Origin of the sequence: Asticcacaulis sp. AC466, from assembly GCF_000495815.1 — a bacterium.
Classification (GTDB): domain Bacteria; phylum Pseudomonadota; class Alphaproteobacteria; order Caulobacterales; family Caulobacteraceae; genus Asticcacaulis.
This window is the reverse complement of record NZ_AWGE01000003.1, coordinates 45,563-57,706: the sequence shown is the minus strand read 5'-3', so window position 1 is coordinate 57,706 and position 12,144 is coordinate 45,563. Positions and strand designations below refer to the sequence as shown.

Below are 12,144 nucleotides of genomic sequence, written 5' to 3'. Positions count from 1 at the left end.
TGGCGACCCCTGAGGTCCCCTAACGCCATTGATTTTATTGAATTTATTTTGGCGATACCAACAAAAATACCAACAGATTTTATTGTCTCATGTTGTCTTTTTTGCTTGCAACTACTACTGAGTAATAGTAGAAAGAATGGGTCAGGTCGCTTTGCCTGATGGCTTAGAAAGGAGAAGCCGATGAAACTACGGTTTCACTTCTCCGCTAAGTGGGGCCTCACCAAACTGATCCTCACCTGCAAAGTCTGGTTCAGAAAGTAAGGCCCCTCTAAAGCGGGTTGGTAGTCGGCGGAAACGTCGGCTACCTTCCCCAATATAGCAGAAGGAGAGCGAAATGTCACCGTCCGATCCGCGAGATATCTACATGCCGCTCGACAGCCAGAGCATCAAGCAATTCCGCGCCGAGATGGGCTGGACGCAAGAGATGCTGGCGACCATGTGCGGCCTGTCTACCCAGGCGATACAGAAATGGGAGCGCCCTGGAATTGGTGCGCCGGGTCACTGGCGTGTGCATTTCGCGGCGCTGCAGGCTAAGCTTCTGCCGTGGGTGCCGAAGGCTTAATATGGTTCTACGCAGCTAGAGCCATCGCTTCGAAGTAGGTCGCCAGTAGGTCAGGCGTAGATATCGCTTCATGACAAGCCCTGGACCGGCGAAGTTCGGCGTCGAGGCGTTGACCAATCCAGCGAACATGATGGACAGCCCACGAATTACCCAGTTGTTTGTAGCGCGGCCCATCTGCTGCCATCCTCTTGCCGATCGGCACCAGTGTATAGTTATCAGGGAAGCCTCGAAGTCGCTCACATTCGATTGGCAGCAATCTGCGGACGGCCATCTGTGACCGGATAAGGAACTGCGCGGAACTATCATTGGCCGCAGTCAGGGCGTCGGTGCGGTTGCCGGTTTCCCATACCCCTTGGTTGCCACTTACTCGGTAAGCCGTTGTGATGGGTTGGTCTCGGCCAGTGCCATCCTCGGACCCGTCGAACCCATCGGCCTTCAGCGTGTGCGTTACTTCTCCGGTTACGCAATAGGCTTTATCACCACCACCACCCGACGCCCGCAGTGTGTTGCTCACCTCATCGCCAAGTTCGATAGTGCCACCACCTTCCCTGCCTCGCAAGGCGACCGCATAGGCCACTGCAATCTGACCGCCCGCGTTCGGATGGCTCTGTGCATGGTTCATCGCCCTCATAGTGGGCGCTAGTTCGGCGGCGGCGTCTGCTCCGTAATCCTTAGAACTAAATCCGATGGGCTCAAGAACAAACGTTTCACTTTCGAAATCTAGTCGCCCGTGTGGCCCGCCATGCGCATTTAGAGCAGCAGCAGCAGCAGTAATTGGACCTGACGTGTTGTTGCGACCGAAGGCCATCGGTATCAACATATCATTATAAGCGTCCTGACCATTGAAGCCCCTAGGGTGCGCACCAGCGCTCAAAGCGCCGGTAACGTTCTGTAGCGCTACATTAGCAAGTCCATCAGGTCGTCGCTCGTGAGGTTGGATGTGCCCGGCACAGGCTCCGTCTGTGCCGGGGAAACCGCCGCCTGTAGAGCGAGCATCAAGGGTTCCGGCAATCGCTTCCCCCGTTTCTCGGCGCGGCGCAGAATCCCTTCGCACGCCGTCGAACTCAAAAAGTACTGCTCCGGGATCGAACCCCTCAATAGCACTTGCGACAACGTACAAACGGTTGCGTCGTTGGGCCAGGCCGAAAAATTCGGCGTTTCCGATCCGCCACGCGACTGCTCTTTTGGGACCAATGACAACACCAGCGTCCGTCCACCTTCGCCCTGGTGGGATGAGAGGCACGTCTTCACCGGCGAGCGCAGCAAGGAAGCAACCGAACGGATTGTCTTTGTGGTTAAGTACTCCGGGCACGTTTTCCCAGAGAATGACGCAAGGCTGATCACCTCGGCCGGTTCTGACTTCATCGATCGTATCCGCTAATGCGCAAAAAGAAAGGGTAAGTTGGCCGCGGGCGTCTTCTAAACCTCTGCGTAGGCCGGCCAGTGAGAAAGATTGACATGGCGTCCCGCCAACAAGCGCGTCCGGCGCCTCGGCCTCGCCCCTCGCGATCATGCGGCCAATCCTGCTCATATCCCCAAAATTGGTAATTTGCTGGCCCCAGGAAAGCTTTTTAGCCGCCTTAATCGCAGTCAGCCGAGCCTTGCGGTCGTCGTCGGACAAGCCGGGTGCATCGGGATCAAGCGGGAAAACGGGTGCTGTGGCACCATAGTGATGCGCCAGCACTTGAGACGCTGCTACGTCGACCTCGGCAAGCCATGCAGCTTTCCAGCCGAACTGAGACAATGCCACGCTCGCTGCTTCAATCCCAGAACAGACGGACCCGAAGCGAACTTTTGAAGAATGTGGGAACTGCACTTTGTGGCTCCGGGGATTAGACCGGAACCGTACACACTTAATACGTGACTTTCAATTTAAATTTGAATGTCTATAGGCGTTCGCGGAAATTTTTAATCACGTTGAAGGTTCGCCCTTTTACCGAGAATGTTTTGTCGAGCCGCAGTTCGATCAAGCCGTTCTTGCGGGTGCCAACCTCGGCCAATCCCTCATGATCGATCTCAATGATCTCGATGGAAAAATCGCCGCTCGCTACGGCGCCCAGGATGAACGTCCCCTCCCCTGCAGGCCTGACGGAAAATTTCACGCCGTCGCCATCTTCGGTGCCCAGTGCGATCTGAAACGCGTACTGTGCGCCACGAATAACCGTATATAGGTCAATCGCTTCGGAGCGCGCCCGCTTATCGTTCGGCTCCGGAAAGGCCGGGCTCCCACCGTGCATCTGAATGAAGCCGGCAACGACGTTGACAATGCCGTCGGCCAGTGCGTTGCGCACCTTTTTCTCACGAGCATCAAATGTGCCGCCGTGACCAACCGTTAGCCAAGCCAGATCGACTTGAAGAATGCGCGCCAGGCCATCAATAGCCTTCGCTCGCGGGAAGGTTTCGCCGGCAAACCACTTTCGAACCGTTTCTGCGGACGCAGTTACGCCGACGTTTGCAAGCTTCTCAACGAACCAACCGAGTCGGCCGTAATTCGGCTCCGGAACATCCGGATTGCCGTCGCAGGCCTGCTTAAGACGCTCACCGAATTCCTTATACGGATAGACCCGCGGTACACGCGCCTCAGCACTCTTGGTTTCGCTCTTCATCTGCATTACACCCATAATAATTGCGTCTGACTTTCACACTAAATGTGATAGTCAATTAATTATGTCAATGCGGAATGTCGTTAAGTGTCTGAAAATAAAGCCTAATTTCCCTTTATACGTGATTCGCACGTTTTACGTTTATCCACGGACGGGAATTAAGACAATAAGTCAACAAGATCTGGGTCACGCAAGTCGATCCGGACGTGTTCCAGGACTCGCTCCTGCGTTTCGATCTTTGGATCAAGGTACATCGGAAATACATCTTCGTCGATCGTGCCTTCGGAAATGATGACATGATTGAACACCGTTGTCTTCCGCCCCGGCCTATGCAGCCGCTTCTTGAACTGCAGATATAACTCGGCGTCCGTCGTCAGGCCATATTCGCACATATGTCCCGTGCCCTTTTGCAGGTTCAGACCGTGGCCGGCCGACGCCCGGTGACACAGCCCGACACGGATCTTATCGGCATTCCAATCACGCGTGAACTGCATTGAGTTCGTCGGCGTCAGCAAAACGGCGTCTTTAAACGCACGCATGATGCGCTCCTTATCGAACTCGAAGTCATAGGTGACAAGCAGCGGCGTGCCGTCCAGTCGTTCGACCAGTTCTTTCAGCGCTTCTATTTTGGCGTCGTGAATCCAGACATCCTTTCCGTCTTCCCGGAACATCGAGCCATTGGCGAATTGCAATTTCTTACCGTGCGCCACGCCGCCGTTGGCCGCCTCTACGTCGTATTCCTCCGACACCAGGGTCCGCTCAAAACGACGATATTCCTTGAGCACCTTGTCGTTGAGCTTCACCCGGATCGGGTCGATGATGAAATCGGGCAGATCGGGCAAATCCTCGGGCCTGAGACTGAACATGATGTCTGTCACCTTGCTCATGATCGCCTTGAACGCCCCCTCTTTCGGATCGGTAGGCTGAAAGTATTCATTCATCGCGAAGTAGCGCTCGTAAAACGGCGTCTTGGCAGTGCCGAGACGTTTGCCCAGGTCGATCAGGTAGATCAGGCCCCACATATTATGCAGCCCCTTCGGCGTGGGTGTCCCTGTCAGTTGGATGACCGCCTTCATATGTTTGCGGGCGTGCGCCATAATGCCCCAGCGGGACAACGGCGCTTTCTCCTGCTTTTCCTTGTCGCGCTTAACCCTGGTCTTTGCCGTCCGGCCTTCGCGGCAATCGTCAATGGCCATCACGTCATACGGCCAGGTCTTCTTTCGCCGAGCATAGTCCCACAGCCAGGGTAACGCCTCGCGATTGATCACATGGATCGGCGCGGGGTCGGCCACGAGCCGTCCCATCAATTCATCGCGGATCGAGATTTCCGCCGCATCTCTGGTGCGCGCGGCCCGCTGTTCCGGCGATATCTTGAGCAGGCGCAATAAGCCGGCGAAGTCCTGTGGGCTCAAGCCGAACGTAAACCACGTTGCCGTCTCATTCCGGAACCGCGTCAACGCCTCATGGTAAACCGGCAACGAGCGGGCCAGGACCTCAGGGTCATTATCTTCAACGCGGATCAGCAATGGCCGCAGATGTTGCAGATGTTCCCACTCTTGGGGCTCCTCCGGCCAGACCGTCTGGGCGACCAGCAGCGGCGCCACGATCAACGCTTTTCTGATCAGCCCTTCGTTCAGGGCGTCGTCAAAGCCGGTCAACACACTCACCGTCTTGCCGCCCCCAGGCTCAAACGCCACCATCAGGCCGGGCAGTTTCTCAGGTCCAGGTCGCACGGACTGCACGATCTTGCCGACAATGAATTCCTGGTAGGGACGAAGGTGTTCTCTTTTTAACATGCTATGCCGCCAACAACATGACGCCTTCTAGGATCGCAATGCCTTCGGCCACTGTGTCGACGCGGTGGACGGTAACGCCCACCGCGGCCAGTCGCTGACGCTCGCGCGCCTGCTGAACAGACAGAGCGCCATTGCGTTTCTTGAATTCAATGAGCACGATCTGCCCGTAACCGAAGAAAAACCGGTCGGCGGCGCCGCGCCGACCGATGTAAGACATCTTGCGTACGATCCAGCCGTTATCCTCGGCCCACTCGACGACATCTCCCTCGATGGCGAGTTCTCGGGCCATTATGCTGCCGCCCGCATGGCGCTGAGATATGTGGGCCAGAGAGCTTTGCGATATGTGCCCGACGAATTTATAAGCTTGAAACGTGGCTTTTCCTCACAGAAGATGCCGCAGTCGGGCATCTTTAGCGACTTCATAGGACCACCGACATAATCGGGCGACAGTTCGTCGAGAAATATGCGTGTACGCTCCCCCTTACCTGCGCCACGCACACGAACTAGTCTAACGCCTAGGCGGCGCGACTGCTCGGCTCTCGCCGCAAAGACTTCCGGGTGGACGCGACGAACATGGTTCCAGTAGGTCGGAGAGTTCACTTTCACGCATCCGACACAATTCGCGTTCGGATAGCCCCAGAGGTACATGCGAGGCAGCGTCAGACCGGCGGCAAGGCAGATGTCGAAGCAGTCCTGTTTTGTCAGCCCTGCGTCAATTAAAACGGGCAGAAGGTTATCGCGCTCTGTCAGAATGAAGTTGTCGTGTCGATCTTCTTCCTCCGCCGTAAATCCCATAACATGCCATGCAACATCATGGGTTTGTTCCCAGTGTTGACGTGCGCCTCGCTTGAGGAGCATCGTACATGGCGCACCCTTCGGGCTGCTCATGAATTTGCGCAGATCGAATATCTCTACCGCGCTACAGTTCGGGTAATCGGGGTGCGCTACCTGCTCAACTGGATAACCTAACCACTCCGACACCTCGCGCAGGAAACGGCGGTTGTCTCCGTCTTCCTCCAACACGAAATTATTCAGCAGCCTCACATCATGAGTGGCGCCGTATCGTTCGATTGTAAGTTTTGCCGCTACAGCACTGGCCGCGCCGCACGAGAACCAGACTGCAATAACGGGTTTAGCTTCGTAGGCGAAGGCAGCCAATAGTAGCGTAAAGGCTGAAGTGTCAGTAGCAAATGTACCGTCGCGATAGTGAAACGTCATGCTGCCGCCCGCATGGCTGAGAGGTAGTCGTTCAGGATCAGCTTGCGCGACCGTTGGTTCGTCGAGACCTTCTTAAGGACAGGCGGCCGCCAGACAGCGCCGATGTCCATCAACAGTTGTTCGGTCTCATAGATGTAGCGGCGATAGTCGATATCATCCGGGAACTCGTCGGGCAGAATCATGCACGGTGCCGAGCCTTCGGTTTTCGGGACCATCGGGTAATTGCCGCTATCGTTCGGCACGGCCTTGAACATCGGATCGCCGTCAGTCGAATAGTAATAGCGCACGACCTTGCCCAGGTATTGATCGCGCCAGGTAGCGCCGCCGGTCGCCTTGATCACCGTGACGAACTGCCGGATGTCCATGCAGTCACGGATTGTCTTCTCGATGGGCGTGCCATACTTGATCAGGGCCAGTGCAGCATCTGAGCAGATCGTTGACTGGGGGTTCTTCATCAACTGACCGCGCGGGTCCCGGTCGTCCGGGTGATCCGACCAGGGGTTGGCGATCGGCCCCTTGCGCTTATGACCGCCATCGGCCTTGATAGCGAAATAAGAGTTGACCGACTGATTGTATATTGCCTTGTATTCCTGAAATTCGAGATCCATTCCAGTTGCCTTTTCCCAGGCTGAACAGATCGCTTCGAGAGGTCCAGGCGCTAACCGGTCGGTCTTTTTAGCGTCCTTCACGGCAAACCCGTTGAACATAGAACGCGGGCATTTGAACAGCACGCCGTCTGTGTTGCCGCTTACCACCTCAATCCCGGCCTCCTCGGCCCATTCGATCAGCATCAGGAGCGAAAGCTGGCCAGTGAGCGTGACGGCGAGCAGCAGTTCGGGAGCAAACAGGATCGACCAGATCGAGCCAAGCTTGCCGAACACGCCGTTCAAGGCGATCTTGAGCCCCTTGTCGACGACTTCGCAGGCAAGCAGTTCACCGAGGAGTTTGTGAAGTTCGGCCTCAGTGCGGCCGTCATCCTTCATCGCCTCCTTGATTTCTTTGCCGCGCTTTTTAGCCTTGAGGCGGTCGCCCTTGATGCCGGCGTATCCGATCCAGAAGGCCTCGCCCAATGCCGGCGGCAGCAGCTTCAGCAGGAGGATCAGGGTCGGGTACATCGACGCCACGTCGGCATCGATCAGCACATAGTTCGCGTCGGAGTGAACGGCCCGGTTGCTCTCTGTCGAGTGCAGCCCGCCGATCCCCATCTTATAGATGGTCTTGCCGATGGGTATGAGGCCGAGGCCGGGTCCCGCCTCATCATCGTTCGCCGGGTCGAATATGACGTTGCCGTTGCCGTCGAAAAGGCTGATCTCGCGCTTTTTGGTCTTGCCGATCAGCCAGGTGGGTAAGTTCACCTTGCCTTTGGCGTTGACGTAAAATTCGGTCGTACGCAGGCGATCGAGGATTTCGACCAGGTGCGGATGCTTGAAGTGAAGGAAGTCGGGAATATTGTACTTGATCGTGTAGCCGGTGCGCGCCTTAGCCTTCTCCGGTTTCTTGCCCGTGATCTGCTCGACGCGCTTTTTGACGATCGCCTCACCGATCTGGCTGTCAGACTTGGACCGGAAATCCATGTCATATTGCCGGCCGAGAGCCAGACGCAGATCCATTGGCTCCTTCATCGTCTTCCAGAGCAGTTCGGTGCCGTCCAGGTCCCCGTACTGGTTATATTCGATAACCCGGTCCATCATCTCGGGCGTGAGGATTTCGTCAGGCTGATATGGCAATTCCTGCAACCACTTGCCGCCCATGCGTGCGATCAGGGATTTCAAGCCGGCAATCGCGTTCGGCTGCGGCTCCATCAAATCTATGGTGTCGCAGTTCCGCGGTATCTTTACGTCGCAGAATTTCTCGGCGTCCCACCACCGGACCTTGTTGTTGATAATGCCGTCCGCAAGGCATTTCAGACGTTTGTTGTCAGCGCCATTGATGAATGCCCAGATCAACGGATTGTCGAAGCCGGCGAAATTGTAGCCGATGTTTGTGTTCGACATCATGATCTTGCGCACGCGCGCACGATCCGGCTTAGGCGACCGCTCGCTCAGTTCGAAACCGACGCGCAGGCCATCCGACAGTCTCTTGTAACCGATATAGAAGAAGTTCTGATACACCTCGGTATCAGCAACCAGTATAGACATGGCTATCTCGACTCGATGTCAAACAGCCGCCCGATCGTTTGGCGAAGGAGAACACGCCAGCGTTCAGGGCCTATTCCTGGAGCAATTCCGCCGACATATGCGCAATAGCAACCTTGCCAATGCTCTTGTCCCACGCAGCACTCGCATCCGCCCGACCATGGGTAAAGCGCACGTCGTAGACACGTTTGAATAAATTGATATGGCGTCTGGGCCCAAAAAGGGCGACCGGTCCACCGTGTCGGATCATAAGTGATCATTTAAAAGCTCCCGGATGTTGGGGAGAGATGTGGCGGCTTGTGCGATCAATTAAGACAACCGGGTCACTGGGGACGCGCCGGCCTTCAGCTAATGCCTACCGCATTCGTGCGAGCGCTCTGATCTCACAGTACTGACGGTTCCACACCTCACCTGAACACCCGGCCGCCGAAGCGACCGGGCATCAGATCAACCCAATAGGTCGTCGTCATCGTCGGCAGACGAGCCGCCGTCCATGCCGTCGTCATCATCGTCATCGAATTCATCCGAACTGGTCGGAGCACGGCCGAAGGATTCGCCCTCTTCCCACGAACGGATCGCTTCGACGGTCGCAAACAGGCCGTTGCCGCCCTTGTCCTTGTCCGAGATGCAGAAGAAGCTGACCTTGGCATCAACCACGCAGCCGCCGTAGAACACGTCCTCGATGTCTTCGAGGTCAACTTCTTCCTTGGCTCGATTGAAGAGCGTCGGGCGACGATCAGCGGAAGCCGACACGACGACCATGCCGGCATAGCCGTCATAGACTTCGCCGGTATCCTGGTTGGCAAAGGTTTCGCCCTTGCGGTAACACTTCCGCTTGGGGTCCTGGACAGTCTTTTTGATATGCCCAACCTTGCCGAATTCCTTCATTTCAGCCGCTTCGACAGCCTTCGCGATCTGGTCCATGAGCTTCTTGTGGGCCGGTTTGTTAGGGTCGAGCAGGAAATTGGCGCCGAATTTTTCCTTGCCGCCTTTGACGGCTGCGGTCTTCGTGCGCAGGTTCGGGAAGGAGAGCCGAACCTTTTTGAGCATTACAGTTCTGGATTCACGGTCATCAAGTTTGTCGGTTGCCATAAGACAAGCCTCCTAGTCATCAAGAGAAAAAGTCGACGCGTCATCATCGTCGTCAAAGTAATCGCGCAGCGGTTTGAGGGCCGGGCGAGGGTCGGAATCGGCCACGAGAACAGGTTTCCCTTCGTCCTGACCGATCAGTTCGGTGAGCGCGGACCATGCGGTCTTATTGCCCACCTTCTTCCGCCCAGGTTTGAGGTCCTTCTCAGCCTGCGCGGGAGATTTCAATTTAAACGTGAAAGCTTGGGCGCCAAGAGCCGCGCCCAGGATGAGTTCGGCCTCTTCTTCATCGGTGAAATAGCGGTCGCCCTTTTGGCCCGGCACAAGCTTCAAGCCCGGATCAGTACGGCCGGCGTAAGCCGCGTCGATGCTGTCTTCATGCAGTTTGGCGAGCCAAGCGCGTATCTCAGCCGCCCACTTGACGATACGCCCACGTCGCTCAGGTGTGATCAGATCAGGGTCTTCAAGATCCAGATCGTCATCATCGAACTCGGGTCCGAGCAGATCGATCATCATGCGATTGTAGGCCGGGCACCCCTGCTCCGTTTTCATCACGTCGCAGAAGGTCTCTTTGCACCATTCGCCGGCCACGCATGGCGCCGTGCCGCTCATCACGTCGGCGTAGACCTCTTTGAGCAATTCCCCGAATTCCAGCAGGTCCTCTAAGGATATGTCCCAATGTTCGTAATAGCGGCCACCCTTCGCGTTGCGCGGCTGCTCTATGATCAGCCGGAACGTCGATGGCTCCTGCCCGCGTGGGCGAAGAACCGTATGCAGAAACCCAAGCGCGTACGCTTTGAGTTGAGGGTTGTCCTCGACCTTTACCGGAACACCGCTGCCCCATTTCCAATCGAAAATGATGCACAGGTCGTCGTCGAGGATTGCCACGTCGCAAGTGCCGAACTGATCTGGCATCCATGGTTCGAGTGAGACACGCTGCTCGACCAGAAGTTCGCCCGGCTGTTGGCGTATCCAATCGATGCCGTTGATCGCATGTTCAGCGTGATCAAGGGTGATCGTTAGGTTGTAGCCATTGTGCTCGTACGTTTTCCCGATCAGGTCGAACGGCTCAAGCAGCCCTTCGGAATTGAGCACTTCCTCGCAAAAGGTGTGGAGACAGGAGCCCTCATCAGCCGCGTCATTCGACGTGCGCGTAAGCTTTTCCAACTCGCGGATAGAGCCGCGGCAGTTGATCGTACGCTTAAGCGACGACGGGCCTATGCGAGCATGGGCTGCCATTAGACGGTGCTCTTTCCATCGTGAAGGAGTTCAAATTTCTCCAAAAACTGCGCTAATGGACGTGACCAAACGTTACCGTTGGCACCAATATAGACAACAGTAATCGGAAAGCGATCTGATATGACCGATGCATTCGCCAAGTACAAAACGGTATAGACACGACCGCTGTGATGGCGATAGACTTGGCCGGGTTCAATTTCGAACATTGTAAACCTCTAAGGCTTTTGCGGAGACAGCAGTCGGATTCCAACTGAAGGGACGAACCCTTAACCGCGTGGTGCGGTCCCGCTGCCTGCGTAAAAGCCTTCCCCGGTACGATGGGGGATGTACCGGGGAAGGTTCATCTGAGGGGTGCGTACTCCCCTCAGAATTCGTTAGCCGAGCAGATCGTCGTCATCACCACCGGCATCGCCACCGGCGTCATCAGCAAAGTCTTCGGGGTTCAGGATGTTGCCGCGTTCGGTCAGCGTCTTCACGGCCTTAATCACGGCAGCGATCTTGTCGGCGGGTACAGTCTTGTAGTTGGTGGCGCCGACCTTCTTGAACAGCTTGTCGAGTTCGGCTTGACGGGCAGTGGCTTCCGCGTCCTTGAAGCGATCCTCAGCAGACCAGTCGCCGTCTTCCGGCAGCTTACCCTTATTTTCCTTACGGGCGGCGGCGGCCTCCGTCGAGAGTCCGACTGCGTAGCCCTTGATCGCGGCAATCAGATCGTCCTGAGTCGCAGACTTGGCATCCGACTTGATTTCAGTCTTGCCGGCGTCATCAGACTTCGTTTCAGCCTTGGTTTCGGCTTTAGCCTCGGTCTTGGGGCTGGCTTTTGCGGCGGTCGCGCCCTTGGCGGCCTGAACGATTGCATCCTGCCCGGTGGCAACCTTGGCCATGATTTCGGCCAGTGATTGGATGGCTTTAGTGTTTTCAGCGAGTAGCGCTTCGATGGACATGGGATCTCCTGATTTCGGCGGTGAGAACGCCGGGAACTTCGGGAGGGTGCCCCGCTCCGGTTCTCCGGGAACGACAACGGCACTGTGGCCGGACACCCGCCAGAAGCACCCGGCGAATGACCGGATACAAGCACGTGAAAAGTGAAAGTGCAACCCCATTGCGCAAATATTTTCACGTTTAACTTGATTGTGTGGAATTGGTGCGTTACGTTGCCCCCACTTTCAATGAGGTTCACATGAGTCAAACTCAAACTGCGGAGCCCGCTGCTCGCCGCCGTTTCGGCATCAAACCGAGGGACAAGAACCGCGAGTTCTTCAAGAACAAGCCCTTGTATAAGAAGCTGTTCGACGCGTTTCCGGCGTTCCACAAGACCTATGCTGACGGCGAAGTGTCGCTCAGCCTGGAAAATCTTGGGAAGTTTCTCGGGTTCAGCCGGAACGCCCTTTACAGGTGGTGCAACGGCCAGAATATGCGAAGCGACAACGCCCGTGCGATCGTCGCCAAGTCGGACGGCCGTCTGAAATTCGAAGATTTCGTAGAACACCTCTAATACGTCGGAA

General features: G+C 56.2%; 12 protein-coding genes. 2 read left to right on the top strand and 10 right to left on the bottom strand.

Annotated features, from left to right (window positions below; translation table 11 throughout):
- Window positions 1-334: 334 nt before the first annotated feature.
- Window positions 335-562, top strand: a complete 228-nt coding sequence (locus AEAC466_RS27445; RefSeq protein ID WP_023456958.1) for a helix-turn-helix domain-containing protein — start codon at window positions 335-337, stop codon at window positions 560-562.
- Window positions 563-569: 7 nt separating this feature from the next.
- Here AEAC466_RS27445 and AEAC466_RS27440 read toward each other — a convergent pair whose 3' ends face one another.
- From AEAC466_RS27440 to AEAC466_RS27400, 10 genes are all read right to left on the bottom strand, one after another.
- Window positions 570-2,312, bottom strand: coding sequence for a DNA cytosine methyltransferase (locus AEAC466_RS27440; protein WP_052025063.1), 1,743 nt, complete (start codon window positions 2,310-2,312; stop codon window positions 570-572).
- A gap of 136 nt (window positions 2,313-2,448) precedes the next feature.
- Window positions 2,449-3,168, bottom strand: a complete 720-nt coding sequence (locus AEAC466_RS43625) for a helix-turn-helix domain-containing protein (protein WP_155913494.1) — start codon at window positions 3,166-3,168, stop codon at window positions 2,449-2,451.
- A gap of 155 nt (window positions 3,169-3,323) precedes the next feature.
- Window positions 3,324-4,961 (bottom strand): SNF2-related protein, encoded by a 1,638-nt coding sequence (locus AEAC466_RS27430; RefSeq protein WP_023456955.1) that lies wholly within the window; start codon window positions 4,959-4,961, stop codon window positions 3,324-3,326.
- A 1-nt stretch (window position 4,962) separates the two neighbouring features.
- Entirely contained in the window at window positions 4,963-5,250 is a 288-nt protein-coding gene (locus AEAC466_RS27425) for a hypothetical protein (protein WP_023456954.1), read from the bottom strand.
- Entirely contained in the window at window positions 5,250-6,179 is a 930-nt protein-coding gene (locus AEAC466_RS0122075; protein WP_023456953.1) for a hypothetical protein, read from the bottom strand. Before AEAC466_RS0122075 ends, AEAC466_RS27425 begins: the two co-directional genes overlap by 1 nt.
- On the bottom strand, window positions 6,176-8,317 hold the full coding sequence (locus AEAC466_RS27420) for a hypothetical protein (RefSeq protein ID WP_023456952.1): 2,142 nt from the start codon (window positions 8,315-8,317) through the stop codon (window positions 6,176-6,178). The genes AEAC466_RS0122075 and AEAC466_RS27420 overlap by 4 nt, the downstream gene beginning before the upstream one ends.
- A gap of 444 nt (window positions 8,318-8,761) precedes the next feature.
- Window positions 8,762-9,406 (bottom strand): ssDNA-binding protein, encoded by a 645-nt coding sequence (locus AEAC466_RS27415; RefSeq protein ID WP_081714534.1) that lies wholly within the window; start codon window positions 9,404-9,406, stop codon window positions 8,762-8,764.
- Window positions 9,407-9,418: 12 nt separating this feature from the next.
- Window positions 9,419-10,642: a DUF2800 domain-containing protein gene (locus AEAC466_RS27410; protein ID WP_023456949.1), complete on the bottom strand. Its 1,224-nt coding sequence runs from the start codon at window positions 10,640-10,642 to the stop codon at window positions 9,419-9,421.
- Window positions 10,642-10,848: a DUF1653 domain-containing protein gene (locus AEAC466_RS45185; RefSeq protein ID WP_023456948.1), complete on the bottom strand. Its 207-nt coding sequence runs from the start codon at window positions 10,846-10,848 to the stop codon at window positions 10,642-10,644. Before AEAC466_RS45185 ends, AEAC466_RS27410 begins: the two co-directional genes overlap by 1 nt.
- Before the next feature lie 168 nt (window positions 10,849-11,016).
- Window positions 11,017-11,583 (bottom strand): hypothetical protein, encoded by a 567-nt coding sequence (locus AEAC466_RS27400; protein ID WP_023456947.1) that lies wholly within the window; start codon window positions 11,581-11,583, stop codon window positions 11,017-11,019.
- Between the two features lie 236 nt (window positions 11,584-11,819).
- On the opposite strand from AEAC466_RS27400, the gene AEAC466_RS27395 reads away from it, so the two are divergent.
- Window positions 11,820-12,134 carry a hypothetical protein gene (locus AEAC466_RS27395; RefSeq protein WP_023456946.1) on the top strand — a complete coding sequence of 105 codons (315 nt, stop codon included), beginning with the start codon at window positions 11,820-11,822 and terminating at the stop codon, window positions 12,132-12,134.
- Window positions 12,135-12,144 lie beyond the last annotated feature (10 nt).